The organism is Paenibacillus sp. SAFN-117, assembly GCF_051966115.1.
GTDB classification, from domain to species: domain Bacteria; phylum Bacillota; class Bacilli; order Paenibacillales; family NBRC-103111; genus Paenibacillus_L; species Paenibacillus_L residui.
This window is the reverse complement of record NZ_JBQCLK010000011.1, coordinates 36253-52333: the sequence shown is the minus strand read 5'-3', so window position 1 is coordinate 52333 and position 16081 is coordinate 36253. Positions and strand designations below refer to the sequence as shown.

The following is a 16081-nucleotide window of genomic DNA, read 5'->3' as shown; positions in this document are numbered from 1 at the left end:
TAAGATTACCCTTAATTCAAGATAACGGACAGGAAGGTATTGATTATGAATCCCACTCAGCAAGAATATGAATTGTCTTTAAAATTGTTTGTTGTCTTTTCCCGGGCTAACCGGGCGGTGGTGGACCGGATTAAGGAGGATATCAAAAATTATGGCCTCAACCCGACGGAATTCGCTGTTCTGGAGCTGCTGTTTCATAAAGGAGACCAGCCCATTCAAAATATCGGCAAGAAAATATTGCTGACCAGCGGAAGCATGACTTACGTCATTGACCAATTGGAGAAGAAGGGACTGCTGACGCGAAAGCAGTGCAAGGAAGACCGCCGCATCACCTATGCTTCCATTACGGAAGAGGGACGGCTCTTGATGGAGGATATTTTCCCTAAACATCGGAACGTCATTCACGACATGTTCAGCAGCCTGAACAGAGAGGAACAGGAGCAGATGATTCATCTGTTAAAAAAGCTGGGCCTGCAGCTGGGCAGCCAAAGCATCGACTAAGGGATAAATATGCTTGGTTCGGAAAAAGGATAAGCAATTTCATCTAGCCTTCGAATAATGCAAATAAAGGGATTGGAGCCGTTTCCGTCGAAAGATAAGGAACCGGCTCTTTTTTCATGGCTCTTATTGGATTTCCTTTCTATTTACTTTCCTGTATGAATTGCGATAACTTAATCTCATATGCCCTGTGAGCGATTGAATGGGAACAAGGAGGACACATGGGAAAATGCGGGTATCGAAAAGTATGCTTTCTATAATCGGGGTATGGCTTGCGTTGGCGGTTTGGGTCCTGCTGGTTCCATCCGCAACCTTCGCAAACTCGAATAATGTCGAACTGCTGCAGTCCGGGCATGAACTAGTGGACGGTAAAATGATGGTGACTGCCGACGTACGTGTGAAGTACGAGGAGAATGTCTCTCTCTTGGTGGTTGGGTACGACGCAGAGGGGGAGATCATAGAAATAAAGAAGGAAGACCACTTTATAGCGGGCGGCCAGACCAAGGCCATTCAACTGCCCATGGAGCATGGGGAGGAGCTTCAGAAAGTGGATGTCCGGGCACTGGGTTCCATTACAGAGCCGTATAAAGTGCTGGAGGAAACGACGGTGGCCAAGAGGGATCAGATGGAGGCCGTCGCAGCTATCAAGAATGGAGGCAAGCCCCAACTGATTAATGTGGTGGCTACGGCCTACAATGCAAACGGTAAGGTAGTGGAAGTGCGGGGGACCTCAAATTACGTAGTAGAGAATCGGGTATCCATTTTTAAGATCCATCTGGATGCAGTGCACGAAATCGACGAGGTTAAATTTACGGTGCTGACCGATGATCGAACCTATTTGGTTGATTCCGGGACCTACATGAAGGACGGACAGCTTGTTTTTACTTCCGTAGTCAAGAACGGGGATCAGCCGCAGAAGCTTACGGCCAGGGCAACTCCCTATTCGGCCGATGGCAGGGAGTTATCCATCCAGACCGCTGCGGACTTTATTGAAGCTAACCGTTTATTTAATCATCGCTTGACGATTAAAGATTCTAACGCCACCAGGGTGGCTGCGAAATATTACGATGAGACGGGCAAACAGGAAATTGAAAAGAGAGGGACACTGGTCACCGTTAACGGTAAAGGGGTGGCTATGGAGCAGTCACCCGTCAATTTGGAGGGGAATGTCGTTGTCCCGATAAGGGCCATTACTGAGGCTATGGGGGCGGGTCTGGAATGGGAGCAGGAAACCCGGTCGGTAACGGTTACCCGCGGGAATAGAGTGATTAAGCTGCAGAACGGATCGGAAATAGCTTATGTAGATGGACAAGAAATCACCCTTGCCGTTCCGCCCCAAATCATTAATAATCATACTATGGTCCCTATAAGGTTTATCAGTGAAGCATTGGGGGCGCAGGTATTCTGGGATCAGAATTCCCAGACCGTGCTGATCGTCCGATAACATATTACCAAGATGCCGGCGTGAGAAAATTGACTATCGATGAAGCATCGATCCGGGAGAGCCCGGGGAAGGTCATAGGCTCCGCCGGATTTTTTTGCCATATATAATGTTTAATACAAGAGGAGGACCTGTCATGAAGGAAGTAAATGTTTATCATTACGATGCTTTTTCTTCGATCCCCAACAAAGGCAATCCGGCGGGAGTGGTTCTGGATGCGGATGGATTAAGCGAGGATCAAATGCAGCATATTGCCCGTGAGGTCGGCTTTAATGAAACGACTTTTGTTCTCAAATCTGATAAAGCAGATGTCCGGTTGAGATTTTTCACTCCCGGTCACGAGATGAATCTATGCGGCCATGCTACCATAGCCTCTCTGTTCTGCCTGCAAGAAAGAGGAATGATTGACTCGGCGAATAATATCAATATTGAGACCAATGCCGGCATTTTACCTATTGAAATCATTAATGATATTAATGTAACCACTATAAAAATGAAGCAGGCAAACCCGCAATTCGGCTCCTTTAACGGAGATATCGAGCGGCTGGCCCACTCCATCGGTTTATCCGTTGAAGAGCTGGACGACAGGTATCCCATCGTATATGGCAGCACCGGCATCTGGACGTTGTTAGTCCCTGTGAAAAGCTTGAGCAGCTTTAGGCGGATGCTCCCGAAGAACGAATTATTTCCGGATATACTCACCGGGAATCCGCGATGTTCGCTTCATCCCTTCTGCCTCGAGACCATAGATCAGAATGCAAAGATGCATGCCAGACATTTTTCTTCCCCCTATTCGGGAACCGTGGAAGACCCCGTTACGGGGACCGCCTCCGGAGTTATGGGGGCCTACTATTTAACTTATATGGAGCCGGAGCTTCAGGAGGCCGCTTTCACCGTTGAACAAGGTCTGGAAATGAACAGGGATGGGAGAGTTAAGGTGGAAGTGCGCAGGTCTTGTCTGGGGCAAATGGATGTGCTCATATCCGGAACGGCCGTGAAGGTGAACGAGTTCCGGGTTAGTTTGTGAATGAATTGGTATAAGCCTGGGAAATGGGTTAGGGATGCCGCCCCCGGAAGGAGGAAAAGGTGTGGAATTCATATGTGAATCGGCCAACAAGGAGGATTATCTGCTGGAAACGAAGGAAGTCGATTTCAGTCACTTGGTCATAAGAGAGCAGGTCCGGAAGTGGGACAGAATGGCGCTGAATGAGCCGGAGCTGGTGAAAGAGGTGTTTGAATATGTGCGTGACGAAATAGCGCATTCCTGGGATATTCAGAGTACCCGGGTTACACGGAAGGCTTCGGAGGTTCTCATATTTAAAGAAGGAATTTGTTATGCCAAATCGAATTTATTTGCCGCCTTTCTTCGTGCGTTAGGCATTCCCGCAGGGTTTTGCTACCAAAGACTGACCATCGGGGTCGAGCCGGAGTCCGGATATTGCATTCACGCCTTGAATGCGGTGTACTTGTCGGGCCATAAGAAATGGGTTAGACTGGATTCCCGGGGAAATAAGGAAGGAGTTAACGCCCAATTTTCCATTGAAGAGGAAAAGCTGGCATTTCCGGTGCGAGCCCACTATGGGGAAGCCGATTATCCGACCATCTACGTCCATCCAAATCATAGAACTATGGAAGCTCTCATGAATCATTCGAATGCTCTAGATATGTATCTCCATCACCTTCCGACGGAAATTTAATGATGACTCCATGATTTTAGTGTGATTGGCAAATATAAGCTTGGTCATAGCCAATTGCCATAATAGAAAATGCTGATGAAAAGGTGTAACGGTTGCTGCAATCGTTATTCCGACAAAAATGCATTGGTGTACAACCAAATATCATGCGAAAACCTACACGGTTTGGTTTTAACGGATCTCAGAGACCTTAATTACCCCAGAAGAGCCTTTCGGTAATTTTAACGGAACCTGATGACCTTATTCCCAAAAAATGCTCACGAAAGTAGGAGAATTCTAAGCAATAAGCGCAACTGTTTCCGTTAGTCTAAAAAAACCGCCTGTTTTGACGAAATAGGTTCTCCCAGTTCCGTTACATTTTCGCTGTTTAACCATTACAAGAAGGTCATGATCAGGTGGGCCATAGGACTATGACAAACCTGCCGGTCTGCTGAGAAAATGGGTCTGAAACCAACATTCCTGCTGAATGTGAGTGATGGTAAACGGTCATACTGTCATAAAGGGCAAAAATAGGGATGTGATGATATGACCAATGAAGTAAAAACTCCGAAGGCGGACTGTGATTTTTCTCCCTTAAAAGAGCAGTTGAAGCTTGATTTACAGCAAATGAAGGAAGATATAGAAGCAAGTCTGGAAGTTTTCAACAACGAAGATCGATGTGTTCTGGGGCAAATTGAAACTTTCAAGGAACGGTTGATCCAGCTGGAATCCAGGGCCGCGACCTTTTATCTGAACTGTTATTTGGCTCCATTTACCGATAAATACGTCGATTTGTCAATAAGCATTAGACATTTGTCTGAGCGTAGGCACGGGGCCTTGATAGCGGTTGAACGCAGCGAGCCGCTGGAATGGTTAGTGCAGCCCGGTACACCGATCGGTGCGGCGATAACTTATACGCTTCTGGAATCGATTTTCTACCCGGGCAACCCGCTTCATGACGGGGCGGTGCTGGTACGGGCGAATCAAATTATTTCCGCTGCCAACGTTCTCCCGCTCACCAATACCATGTTCGGACAGAGGAAGCTGGGAACCCGGCATCGCGCCGCAATCGGCCTATCGGAGAAAAGCGATGCAATCGTTCTGGTCGTCTCCGAAGAAACCGGGCGATCCTCCTTTGCCTATAAAGGGCAGCTTTATCCGGTGATCAACCCTTAACCTCGCAGGAGTTAAGTAATAATTTTCAGAACATGATCCAATGACTGCGGTTCAACTCGCTCGATTAAATCCCCGTACTGCTTCAGCCGTTCCTCAATGGTCAACAGATTGAATTGACGGATATCGCAATCCCGGCGGACCTCCTCCCAGAGTAAAGGAGTAGAGACGGTGGCGTGTTCCCGAGCTCTGGGAGTGTACGGGGCCGACAGAGTCTTGCCGTACCAATGCTGCAGGTAGTCGACATAAATGAGATCGCCGCGATTTTTTTTGAGCCGTTCAATGGTAAATAAAGCGGGATACTTCTGCACCAAATATTTGCCGATAAATTCTCCGATGGCACGAAGCTGTTCGAAGGTGTACTTGGGAAGAATCGGGATGAAAATTTGTACGCCGGACGCTCCTGAAGTTTTGGGAACAGATCGGATGTTCATCGAATCCAGCACGTCACCGATCAGGCTGACGGCGTACATAATGCGGGGCTCGTGATCCAAAGACGGATCGATATCCAGAATCCACTCGGACGGCCGTTCGCTCCCTATATGATGGAAGGAAGAATGGAATTCCAGACAGGCTAAATTTCCGAGCCACAGCAAGGTGGGGACGGAATCCATATTGACATAGCGGATGCCTTGGAGCATGGCCGTCTTGACGAAAGCGGGAGTCGGCTCCGGGCAATTTTTCTGATAGAACGATTTGTCATGAATTCCATGGGGATACCGGATCGTAGTCAAATAGCGATCCCGGCAATATTTCAGCAAATAGGGAGAAAGGACAATGAGCTTCTGCAAATAAGTCAGCTTGGAGATGTTCTGCTCGGGCCATAAAATTTTGTTCGGGTTGGTAATCGTCAAGTCATGCCCTTCAATTTGAACCACTCCTTTGGTGGCGCTCTTCATAAGCATGGCGCCGTATCGCCGTGCGCGATGCGCTGGCAGGCGCCCCCCTCCTCTCATAGCTTTCTATACTGCCGGTTCAAGTCTGCAGCCTTTCACTGCCGGGTCATCGTACCGAAGGTAACGATTTTGGGATGGCGCAGCAGTCCGGCATCGGTAATTTCCAGGCCGGTGACTACAATGGCAAAAGGAGTCTGCAGCCAAATGAGCCGATCCCGCCTCAAATCGGAGGGCAAGGAGGCGAAGGGGGACTGCCGTGCGCTGTCCGCAAGAGCGAAATCTAGAAGCTGACGCTTCATCTGCTCATTTAGTCCCAGTGATACCTTGCCTAAATAAACTCCGTCCATCACCATAACGAGGCTGGCCAGACGTCCTTCTCTTATCGTTACGCCGACGATCATCACTTCCAGCTGCAGTGCTGTTTTTTTCTTGTACCAATCTCCGTGCTTCTTTCCTTCCCGGTAAGTGCTGGTCAAGCGCTTGCTGACAACGCCCTCCCATTGATGCTCTTCAACCCACTTCCATAAAGACTCGCCATCTTCATACAGGTCGGTAACGAAGAACAAGCCGTTCTTGTCCGGAAATTTGTTAAGCAGACGCTGATGTCTCTCCTGATAGGGAAGTCCGGACAGGTCCTCCGATCCGTCCTGAAGAAGATCGAACAGCACGTATTGCACCGGCTGCCTGGAACCGGCCTGGGAAATCGTCCCGGGGCTCCGCATTCTTTCCCTCTGAAGAACTTTCTGAAACACGGGACGCTGCTTGACCGGGTCGAATACTATCGCTTCCCCGTCGAGCACACACCTGCCGCCTACCGCGGACAAAGAAGCGGCAAGCTCCGGGTATACCGAGTTTTTGGAGAGCATTTTGCGCGAATACAGCTCGACCCGTCCCGCGTCGATATGGGCAATCAGCCGGACCCCGTCCCATTTCAGCTGATACCCCCAATCGGTTCCTTCGGGAAGCTGTTCGCGAAGAATGGGGGACATGGGATCAAACGGAGGGTGCATGTCAGGAAACGGTCTCCTTCGCTTTTTTGCCCCGCCCTTTGGGAGCCTTCGGCTTCGTTTCCTTAGGCTTGACGGCATCCAAACTGGCCTGCAGGGCGGCCATCAGATCGATAACATTGGTTTTAGGCTGCTCCGGAGCGACCCTGACCTCCTGGCCGGCGATTTTTTGCTGAATGGCATCCATCAGGGCGCTTCGGTAATTATCGCTGTACTTATCCGGCTCGAAAGGACCGGACAATTGCTCGATGAGCATTTTTGCCATATCCAGCTCTTTTTCATTAATGGACGCATTCTCGGGAAGGTTCGGCACTTGGGAAGTAGAGCGGATCTCGTCCGGGTAGAAAATGGTCTCCATAGCAATGCAATTGTTAATAATGCGGATGGCGGCAAGACTGCTCTTGGAACGGATGGAGACGGTCGCTATACCGATTTTGCCCGTTTGCTTGATCGATTCGAGCAGCAGGTTATATGCGTTTGAACCGGTATCCCCCGGCGACAGGTAATAAGTTTTTTGAAAATAGATCGGATCGATGTCCTCCAGATCGACAAAATCCATTATTTTGATTTCTTTGTTAATCTCTGAGGAGAGACTCTCCAGCTCATCCTTCTCAAACAGAACAAAATGCCCCGGCTCATACTCATAGCCTTTAGTAATTTCCTCCCAATCAATCTCCCGGTCGCAGGACTTACACTTGCGGACGTAGGAAATAGGCGTACCGCATTCCTTGTGGATATACCGCATGCTGATATCTTTGTCTTCCGTGGCGGCGAACATTTTTACGGGAACATGGACAAGACCGAAGCTGATGGCTCCTTTCCAAAGCGTATGCATCCCTGGTACCCTCCTTTAAAACTAAATTGAAGTGAAGCGAAAAAGAATAAGGACTCGACATAAGTTCCGGGGCTCCCCGCAAAGTACCCGGAATAAGCTACGAAGGCATACTTCACTTTGTGGGGTATTTACAGGGCTCCCCGCAAAGTACCCGGAATAAGCTACGAAGGCATACTTCACTTTGTGGGGTATTTATTATTATTTCCAAATAGAACGGCTTCTAAAAGCGGTAAGACCGGAATTCCTGCCCCTGGTCTGTCCGTCACGAAAGAGGCTCCGATGTTAGTATGTATCCGGCTGTCAGGATTATGAATGGTTCGGGTGGATCGGGGATAAAGTAAGCTATATTGGCACAGAAAATTTCAACTAAATGTTAATGAAAGGCGGGCTTAGAGTATGGCGGAAAATAAAGAGGATAAAAGAAAGCAGGATGAGTTAAACGAAGGAAGAGACGAACGCTTCATGGATATTGACCGGATGGTTAACGAAGGGTTAGGCGGGGGAAATGTAACGGTGGACAACGGATGGATTGACGAGTCGACCACGGATACTATGGACGAAGAGGAATCGTTCTTGAACTTGGAGGAAGACGAGGACTGAGGTTCTTTTCGCAGTCAACTCAACGATCCGGACATATCGAGAGAAAGGAGGGGATATCATGGATTTGCTAAGAGCCAAGGAAATTCTCGATTCCGAGAACAAAATTAATGTAGAAGTAAACGGCCAACGGGTCTGGATCGACAGTGTGGATACGGAGAGCCGGACGGCCAAAGTTCATGTGGAGCATAAGCCGGAAGAGATGAGGTTTGTTCCGCTGGAAGAGCTTCATGAAGTTTAGGGAGAAGATCCCGCGCCTTAATTGGCCGGGGTCTTTCTTTTTTTGAAATATAGAAGTATCAATTCCTGTTCTTACCACATTAGAAAATTTAAGTTCATTAAAGCATTAAAGTGGAACAAACTTTCTAATTGGCATAAAAAGCTTCCTCTAATACCGGGTTATTCGTCTTCGAAGAGGCTCCGTTAGAAGCTTTTTTATATGTCATCGGTAAACGCGCCTTTCCAAAAGGACGGCGAGTCGTTTATCCTTGTTACGACTAAATTAAATTGCAACCGAAACAGAGGCTTACCCCGTCTAATATAGAGAAGGGGTGGGAGGGTAAAGGATGAACTCGGAACAGGAATGGATAGACAGACTTCAGAAGGGGGACGGTTCCGCATTAGCTTGGCTTATGGACCGTTACGGGACCAGCATATACCGGACTGCCGCGCTGCTCTTGAAGGATCGGCACCTGGCCGAGGACATCAGTCAGGAGGTCTTTCTCAAGGCCTATCAAAAAATAAGCCAATACAAAGGGCAGGGCAGCTTGCAAAGCTGGCTGACCCGGATCGCCGTTCATCTATGCCGGAGCAGGATGAGGCTGGCTTCCTGGAAGAGGCTGTTTATCCGGGATCCGATAGAACAAGAGATCGTCGGAACGGATTCCAACATAGAACAAATGGTGGAAGAACAAACTCTGTGGAACCACCTGCAGAGAATTCCTTATTCGTATAGAGAGGTTATTGTTCTGCATTATTATCAGGATCTATCCATTCGGGAAATTGGAGAGATCACCGGAGATAAAGAAGGAACGGTCAAAAGCAAGCTGTCCCGGGGCAGGGCCATGCTGAAGAAGGAATTAATCCGGGGAGGGTGGGAAAATGAATAATTGGACGAAAGAGGAAGCGGCAAAGATTAAGGAACAACTGGACAAGGAATTGTCCGCCGTTCAATTTACAGACTCGATGAAAGCAAGCGTCCTCCGGCAAGCGAAACGGACCTTCTGGGAGAAGGAGGTATATATTCCTCATCCGTTTGTCGCGGCTGTGGTCGGAGTGATGGTTCTTGCGGCGGTTCTTATTTTTAACCCGGTATCCCGGGATCAACAGCCGGAGGCGCCTGCCGGCCCCAAGCTTGTCGTGCTGAACAGCGGGGTTTTCTATGAGGAACAGTTGCAGGAAGGGGGAGATCGGCCATGAGGGTAAAAATAAGAACGATAGCCATAGCTGGATCTATCCTTCTCCTTATGGCTATAGGATTGGTTGTGTCACTTCCCGGCTGGCTGTTGAAGATGGAGAAATATGACGCGCTTCTGACTTGGTTTCCCAAGAGTCCCGAAGCTCCCGAAGCCTTGTTTTGGTCGGCTGATAAGGCGATGAGAGGAGCTCAAACCAACAAGGTGGACCGGATTTATATTTTTCCTAATAGCTCCTCTTACTCTCGTTCAGAGACGGCTGCCCAGTTAGGCTTGGCGATAGACCGATGGGAAAGGCTGCTCGCTGAATATCCGGATTACCGTGATGCGGAGCAGGCGAGACGCAGATTGGCGGAAGCTTATTTTGCCCAAAATAACTGGCCGCAGGCCGAACGTGTCTACGAGCAACTGGCTTCCTCCGAGAACCAGTGGGTCGGAAAAGAGGCGCAGGGGTATTTGGAGGCAATCAGATCCAGGCAGCCCCGTCCCGGAGAAGAACCGTCAATAACCGGCCGGGTAATTGTAGGAGGTAAGGGAGTCGAGGATGTTTTTGTCATATTGAGGAAAAAAACAGAAAATAATACGTGGTATTCCAATCCTTTCGGGTATTATCCGGTAGCGATAACGGATTCGGATGGAACTTACCGATTTTATGATGTGGAGTCTGGTCATTACGAAGTGGGAGTCGGTATCGGAGCGGATGCCGTCAGCGAGTTTTACCGGACCGGACAAGAGGAGCCGGTGGCAGAGATAAGTGAACATTCGACAGCCGGTTACGATATCGTCTTTCTGCCGAAGGTGGAGACGGTCTCGCCGGTTAACCGGGAATTAATAGACGGGGATGCTATCCGTTTTGAGTGGGAGCCTTATCCTGCGGCTTCTTATTATCAACTGGGCATCACCTCCATAGACCGTGATAAGCAGGGCAAAGTGGCCGGGAGCTCTACAGTATTGCTGAATGAAAAATGGACGGAAACCACCGCCGAATATGATTTGGATACACTCCGAAATTATCGGCGGGGAACTTCCGTGTCTTACAGCCAGGATGAGATGTGGCTGTCCACACAGGGGGTTCTGGGAGCAATCTTCCCGGGAGGGGAGTTTACCTGGTACGTGGATGCATTCGATGCCGAAGGGCGTAAGATCAGCAGCTCCAGCGGTTATTATTTGTTAAATGACAATCAGGTTCCTTACTTCACGATCGATGACCGGGAGCAGTTGGAAGGGGACCGCTACGTCATGGAACACCGGTATGAGGAGGCTGTCCAGGCTTATGAAAAGCAGCTGGACCATCCTTATGCCCTGCGGGCGCTCGCCCGGCTGTGGTTTACCGGCTTCCGCTACGGGGAGGAAGGGGATAAAGCCAAGGCGCTTACTTATCTCGAACGGTTGGAAAACCCGACGGTTAATGATTATGAGCTGATGCTGCATGCCTACGAAGCTGCGGGGAACGAGGAAGCGAGCCGCCGAATTCAACAGCTTCTTGATGCTAAACAGCCGTAATCCGTAGTTGTTCAATGGTTGGAAATAATAAGGGGGAGATTGAGGCTGTCGATTAAGGTGTACAACCAAAGATCATGCGATAATCGCGCACGGTTTGGTAATTTTAACGGAACCAGATGACCTTATTCGCCCCAAAAGGGCCTTTCGGTCATTTTAACGGAACCAGATGACCTTATTCCCTAGAAATGCTCGCGAAAGTAGGAGAATTCCAAGCAATAAGCGCGACTGGTTCCGTTAGTTTAAAAAAACGGCCTATTTTGACGAAATAGGGTCTCCCAGTTCCGTTACATTTTCGCTGTTTAACCATAACCAGTTTCATTGATACTATACCAATTGGACTTTTCACTATACATCCTGTTGTACACCTTTCCTACAAATGAAAGACAGCCTCAGATTTAGCCCCACTTATCGGTTTGGCGCGGACGGCGGTCTGATTCGGTAATTCGACAGCGCTTCTTGCGGCATCTTTAACAGAGGGCTATAATATGTTCAATACTGAATGAGGGTGGCCTTGAAAGTATGGACGAATTTGCTCTTATCCGTCGCCTGACCGAACGCAGGACACGAACCGGGGCGGCTCTTCCGCCTCTGGCGGTCGGAATTGGAGACGATGCGGCTGTGGCGGATTGGCCGTCCGGATCGCAAATCGTCATGTCCTGCGATACGATGGTGCAGGAAGTTCATTTCAAGCGAGTGACTATGAAAGACAGTGACGTCGGATACAAGGCCATGGCCTCTAACATTAGCGATATCGCCGCCATGGGCGCCATTCCGCGATATGCTTTATTGTCGCTGAGCGCACCCAAGAACGTACCTGTATCCCGGTTGGACAATCTGTACGAAGGGCTGTACGAATGCGCCGAACAATTCGGAGTTACGGTGGCGGGCGGGGATACGACTTCAACCCCGGGTGAAATAGTGCTTGCCGTTACCATTATAGGAGAGATCGAGCAAGGGCGGGCGTTAGTCCGCTCTTCTGCCCGTCCGGGTGACGCGGTCTTCGTCACCGGCTATCCGGGCTGCTCCGCCGCCGGCCTGCACTATCTGCTCGGTAGGCAGCAGGCTGCCGATTCCATCGGCGAGCTTACGCAGCCTTACCGCTTTCTTGTGCAGGCGCATCAGAGGCCGCAGCCGCAGGTGAAAGCCGCCCGAATGCTGCTGCAATCTGGCTTCGCCGGGGCGCTGAACGATGTTAGCGACGGCGTGGCCAGCGAAGCCGCGGAGATTGCCGAAGCGTCCGGCGTCGGTCTGCTGCTGGAGGAAGGGCGGCTGCCGGTGCATCCGGACTTGGCGGAATATGCGCGGCTGGCCTCCCGGGAACCGCTCGATTGGATCTTGGGCGGCGGCGAGGATTATCAGCTGCTCGGAACGGTGAGGCCCGAGGGAGTGAACGAGTTGGCCGCGTTGTTCAGCCGACACGGCATTCCGCTGGCGATCGTCGGCGAGGTGAGCGAGCGGTTCACGGGCGTCCGGCTGCTTCGCCGCAGCGGAGCTATAGAGCCTGTGGACAAGCGGGGCTATAATCATTTTGACAATTAGGGGATGATGACTACGCAGCCGCAGTATACTTATGGGTCTGCTAACGAGCAGGACACGTCACGCTTGGCCGAAGCGCTGGCCCCGATGATGACGCCCGGTACCGTGCTGGCATTGGACGGCGATCTCGGTGCCGGGAAAACAACCTTCTCCCAGGCGTTGGCCAGGGCTCTGGGGGTGGCGGATGTGGTCAACAGCCCGACCTTTACCATCATTAAAGAATATTCGGGAGAATCGCTTCCTTTTTATCATATGGATGTGTACCGGATAACCGAGGAAGAGGCGGATGAGCTCGGGCTGGACGAGTATTTTTATGGCGACGGGGTAACGGTCGTGGAATGGGCCAGCCGGATCCCGGATTTGCTTCCGGAGGAGCGTCTGACGATCTATATCGAAACGACCGGCTTGCAGGAGCGAAGGTTCCTGTTGACTCCGGAAGGGCCGGTCTACAGGCATTGGTGCGAGACGTTGAAACAGAACGGAGTTTTCATATGACAGAAGAAACCAAGATACAGAATACAAGCGGAAGATGGCTTGCCCTGGATACCTCCACCTCTGCGATGACCGTCGCGGTGCTGGAGGGAGAACGGTTATTGGGCGAACGGAATTCGCGGGCGGAGCGTAACCATTCGATGTATTTGCTGCCCACCATTCACGAATTGTTGGCTGAGCTCCAGCTTCGTCCGGCTGATCTGGACGGCTTCGCTGTCGGACGGGGGCCCGGCTCCTATACGGGCGTTCGAATCGGCATCACCGTGGCGAAGACGATGGCGTGGGCGCTGAAGCAGCCGGTCATCGGAGTGTCCAGCCTGGAAGCGATGGCCTTGGGCGCTGCCGAATCGATGGCCGGGACGGAAAGGGAAGCGCAAGTCCGTGAAGACAGCCAGCCGGGTCCATCCTGGATCGTTCCTCTGATGGATGCTCGCCGGGGACAAGTCTATACGGCTTTATTTGCTTCCGGGTCCGGACGGTGGAGTAGAATTCGCGAGGATGGAATCCGACTGCTGGAGGTTTGGGTAGAGGAGCTGGCGGAGGCGGCCCGGAACGAGCCGGAGAAATCCAGACCGCGGCAAATCCGGTTTGTCGGAGAAGTCGGGGCCTTCGCCGATGCTATAGGACGCCTGGCGGAGCAATGGAGCGGAGAATCAGGGGCATACCCTCATGATATCCATGCATATGATGTCGGTAGGCTTGCTCTACGGCTTCATGCGGCCGGAATTCACGATGACGTGCACCGGCTGGTGCCCAATTACACGCAGCTGGCCGAGGCAGAAGCGAAGCTGTTGGCCAAAACGTCCTCGGGAGGAAAAAGGGATGGAGAAAAGCGTCCATAACGACACCTCGCCCAAGCTTGTTTTTCGCTTGATGCAGGTGGACGATATTGAGCAAATCTGCCAAATCGAGGAGGAGGCTTTCCCTACTCCCTGGACGGCAGCCGCTTTTTATAACGAGTTGGTCAATAATCACTTCGCCCGTTATATGGTGATGGAATACGATGGGGAAGTGGCCGGCTATGCCGGGATGTGGCTGATTATGGATGAAGCTCATATTACCAACATAGCGATCAGGGAGAAATACCGGGGCATCAAGCTCGGTCGGAAGCTGGTCGGCGAGCTGCAGAAGACCGCAGCCTATATGGGCGCTTCGCGAATGACCCTGGAGGTCAGGGAATCGAATGCCATCGCCCGGAATCTGTACCGGAAAATGGGCTTCGAGGACAGCGGGGTCCGCAAAGGATACTATACCGACAACAATGAGGACGCTATTATTATGTGGGCGGAATTGAACAAGTCCCCTCAGGCATCCAAGAAAGGAGCAGGTGGAGGCGAATGAAGCCGGCGGAAGAGCTGCGAAAGCAGCCTTGTTATATAGTTGCCATTGAGACAAGCTGTGATGAAACCTCGGTGGCTGTCGTAGAGGATGGAACGAAGGTCAGATCGAATATCGTCTCCAGTCAAATAGAGACCCATCGCAAATTCGGAGGGGTCGTTCCGGAGGTGGCCTCCAGGAAGCATGTGGAGACCATTACATGGATTATTGAAGAGGCCCTTAGGGAAGCCCGCGTGAGCCCGGCCGAGCTGTCGGCAGTGGCGGTTACTCACGGTCCGGGGCTTGTCGGTTCGCTGCTTGTAGGGATGGTGGCGGCCAAAGCATTGGCCACGGCGCTTGAGCTTCCGCTAATCGGAGTGCATCATATCGCCGGCCATATCTATGCGAACCGTCTGGTAGGAGAGCTGGAGTACCCGTTGGTCGCGCTGGTCGTATCGGGAGGCCATACGGAAATTGTTCATGTGCAGGAGGAAGGGCGCTTCCGCATTCTCGGACTGACCCGGGATGATGCGGTGGGAGAGGCCTTCGACAAGGTGGCACGGGCCCTGCAGCTCCCCTATCCTGGCGGACCGCATATCGACCGGCTCGCTCATGAAGCGAAGGAGAGCATTACGCTGCCAAGAGCTTGGCTGGAGCCGGGCTCATACGATTTCAGCTTCAGCGGCTTGAAATCGGCCGTTCTGGCCGTCCTGAACCAGGCGAAGATGAAAGGGGAGGCTTTGGACCCCGCACATGTGGCCAGAGGCTTTCAGGAGTCGGTCATCGACGTGCTCGTGGAGAAAGCGGTGCGCGCCGTTCGGGAGACAGGCGCACGGCAGCTTCTTCTGGCGGGCGGAGTGGCCGCGAATCGCGGGCTGCGGACCGAATTGGCGGGACGCTGCGCCGAGGAGGGAATTCCTCTGGTCATTCCCCCGTTCGAATATTGCACGGATAATGCGGCGATGATCGGTGCGGCTGCGTATTTGAAATATACGCGCGGGCAGTTTTCATCCTTTGATATGAAGGCCGAGCCGTTACTTTCATTAGAAGAATGGTCGGTTTAGAGGGGCATCGTCGATGCCAATTAAGATAAATTGGGACGCACAATCGTTTATCCACAACTTAATAATGTAAGAAATCTACCGTTTGCCTCACCCGTATGGGGGGCAGACGGTTTTTTTGCGCTTCATGTAGAAAAATGACGAGGTAAGGACTCTGTGGACATAGTTATCCACAACCTATGTGGACAATGTGAATAGAATCAAAAAGTCTATGGGAGAGTAAGGGCGACAATTATCCCCGCTTCGGGATAGTTTTTTCAACAAAAACTGTGGATAATGTGGATAAAGTTGTTGATAGTCATGTTTTTTTTCTAATTTTCCTTTGATTTTTCGATTATCCACTTGTGGATAACGATGTGGACATTTTTGTTCATATTCGGGTAGTAAAAGAAACCAGGCGAAAGCTCGCAGCAGATACACGGTTAGGGCTTTTTTTTAGCGGGTGGATAGCTCCGGGAAGGATGAAAAAATGCACAAAGGGATTAAACGAATACCTGAAATTAGCCAACCACTCACCTCGTGTCGATTTCTCCATCGGAAGGCTTCGCGTCAGCGGCATGGGGACTACCTTGAGAAATCCATCTATTTTCATTTTTGCCGGTGCCGTACCCGGAATGACGCGTCTAATTGGAATTCA

The 16081-nt window shown here is 50.9% G+C and carries 18 protein-coding genes; 15 read left to right on the top strand and 3 right to left on the bottom strand.

The features are described from left to right. Positions 1 to 45: 45 nt before the first annotated feature. The 5 genes from ACTHRH_RS09235 (at position 46) to cdaS (ending at position 4788) form a co-directional block, all read left to right on the top strand. Entirely contained in the window at positions 46 to 501 is a 456-nt protein-coding gene (locus tag ACTHRH_RS09235; protein ID WP_144934630.1) for a MarR family winged helix-turn-helix transcriptional regulator, read from the top strand. A 226-nt stretch (positions 502 to 727) separates the two neighbouring features. Then, positions 728 to 1942, top strand: coding sequence for a stalk domain-containing protein (locus tag ACTHRH_RS09230; protein WP_440415208.1), 1215 nt, complete (start codon positions 728 to 730; stop codon positions 1940 to 1942). 133 nt (positions 1943 to 2075) lie between these two features. Next, positions 2076 to 2966, top strand: a complete 891-nt coding sequence (locus ACTHRH_RS09225) for a PhzF family phenazine biosynthesis protein (RefSeq protein WP_440415206.1) — start codon at positions 2076 to 2078, stop codon at positions 2964 to 2966. Positions 2967 to 3027: 61 nt separating this feature from the next. Next, complete coding sequence (locus ACTHRH_RS09220; protein WP_144934623.1) at positions 3028 to 3636, top strand: transglutaminase-like domain-containing protein; 609 nt, start codon at positions 3028 to 3030, stop codon at positions 3634 to 3636. A gap of 522 nt (positions 3637 to 4158) precedes the next feature. Continuing rightward, positions 4159 to 4788 (top strand): sporulation-specific diadenylate cyclase CdaS, encoded by a 630-nt coding sequence (cdaS, locus tag ACTHRH_RS09215; protein WP_379287982.1) that lies wholly within the window; start codon positions 4159 to 4161, stop codon positions 4786 to 4788. Positions 4789 to 4799: 11 nt separating this feature from the next. Here the strand turns inward: cdaS and ligD are convergent, their stop codons facing one another. The 3 genes from ligD to ku form a co-directional block, all read right to left on the bottom strand. Next, positions 4800 to 5684: a non-homologous end-joining DNA ligase gene (ligD, locus tag ACTHRH_RS09210; protein WP_440415280.1), complete on the bottom strand. Its 885-nt coding sequence runs from the start codon at positions 5682 to 5684 to the stop codon at positions 4800 to 4802. 92 nt (positions 5685 to 5776) lie between these two features. Then, the gene (locus ACTHRH_RS09205) at positions 5777 to 6691 is read right to left on the bottom strand and encodes an ATP-dependent DNA ligase (RefSeq protein ID WP_440415203.1); all 915 of its coding nucleotides are present in this window, start codon (positions 6689 to 6691) and stop codon (positions 5777 to 5779) included. A gap of 1 nt (position 6692) precedes the next feature. Beyond that, a complete protein-coding gene (gene ku / locus ACTHRH_RS09200) occupies positions 6693 to 7523 on the bottom strand; it encodes a non-homologous end joining protein Ku (protein WP_150960470.1) in 831 nt (276 codons plus the stop codon). Between the two features lie 396 nt (positions 7524 to 7919). Here ku and ACTHRH_RS09195 point away from each other — a divergent pair, with 396 nt between their 5' ends. The 10 genes from ACTHRH_RS09195 to tsaD all read left to right on the top strand — a co-directional run bounded on the left by ACTHRH_RS09195 (position 7920) and on the right by tsaD (position 15447). After that, complete coding sequence (locus ACTHRH_RS09195) at positions 7920 to 8123, top strand: hypothetical protein (RefSeq protein ID WP_144934611.1); 204 nt, start codon at positions 7920 to 7922, stop codon at positions 8121 to 8123. A gap of 58 nt (positions 8124 to 8181) precedes the next feature. Continuing rightward, positions 8182 to 8361 carry an H-type small acid-soluble spore protein gene (locus ACTHRH_RS09190; protein ID WP_144934608.1) on the top strand — a complete coding sequence of 60 codons (180 nt, stop codon included), beginning with the start codon at positions 8182 to 8184 and terminating at the stop codon, positions 8359 to 8361. Between the two features lie 325 nt (positions 8362 to 8686). Further along, a complete protein-coding gene (locus tag ACTHRH_RS09185) occupies positions 8687 to 9229 on the top strand; it encodes an RNA polymerase sigma factor (protein WP_379287977.1) in 543 nt (180 codons plus the stop codon). After that, complete coding sequence (locus ACTHRH_RS09180; RefSeq protein ID WP_440415199.1) at positions 9222 to 9539, top strand: hypothetical protein; 318 nt, start codon at positions 9222 to 9224, stop codon at positions 9537 to 9539. Before ACTHRH_RS09185 ends, ACTHRH_RS09180 begins: the two co-directional genes overlap by 8 nt. Further along, positions 9536 to 11038: a hypothetical protein gene (locus ACTHRH_RS09175; protein WP_440415197.1), complete on the top strand. Its 1503-nt coding sequence runs from the start codon at positions 9536 to 9538 to the stop codon at positions 11036 to 11038. Before ACTHRH_RS09180 ends, ACTHRH_RS09175 begins: the two co-directional genes overlap by 4 nt. A 519-nt stretch (positions 11039 to 11557) precedes the next feature. Further along, a complete protein-coding gene (thiL, locus tag ACTHRH_RS09170) occupies positions 11558 to 12577 on the top strand; it encodes a thiamine-phosphate kinase (protein WP_379287971.1) in 1020 nt (339 codons plus the stop codon). Between the two features lie 3 nt (positions 12578 to 12580). After that, a complete protein-coding gene (gene tsaE, locus ACTHRH_RS09165; RefSeq protein ID WP_379287969.1) occupies positions 12581 to 13069 on the top strand; it encodes a tRNA (adenosine(37)-N6)-threonylcarbamoyltransferase complex ATPase subunit type 1 TsaE in 489 nt (162 codons plus the stop codon). Then, complete coding sequence (gene tsaB, locus ACTHRH_RS09160) at positions 13066 to 13908, top strand: tRNA (adenosine(37)-N6)-threonylcarbamoyltransferase complex dimerization subunit type 1 TsaB (RefSeq protein ID WP_144934587.1); 843 nt, start codon at positions 13066 to 13068, stop codon at positions 13906 to 13908. Before tsaE ends, tsaB begins: the two co-directional genes overlap by 4 nt. Next, positions 13889 to 14407 (top strand): ribosomal protein S18-alanine N-acetyltransferase, encoded by a 519-nt coding sequence (gene rimI, locus ACTHRH_RS09155; protein WP_144934584.1) that lies wholly within the window; start codon positions 13889 to 13891, stop codon positions 14405 to 14407. The genes tsaB and rimI overlap by 20 nt, the downstream gene beginning before the upstream one ends. Then, the gene (tsaD, locus tag ACTHRH_RS09150; RefSeq protein WP_150960463.1) at positions 14404 to 15447 is read left to right on the top strand and encodes a tRNA (adenosine(37)-N6)-threonylcarbamoyltransferase complex transferase subunit TsaD; all 1044 of its coding nucleotides are present in this window, start codon (positions 14404 to 14406) and stop codon (positions 15445 to 15447) included. The genes rimI and tsaD overlap by 4 nt, the downstream gene beginning before the upstream one ends. The last annotated feature ends 634 nt before the right edge of the window (positions 15448 to 16081 follow it).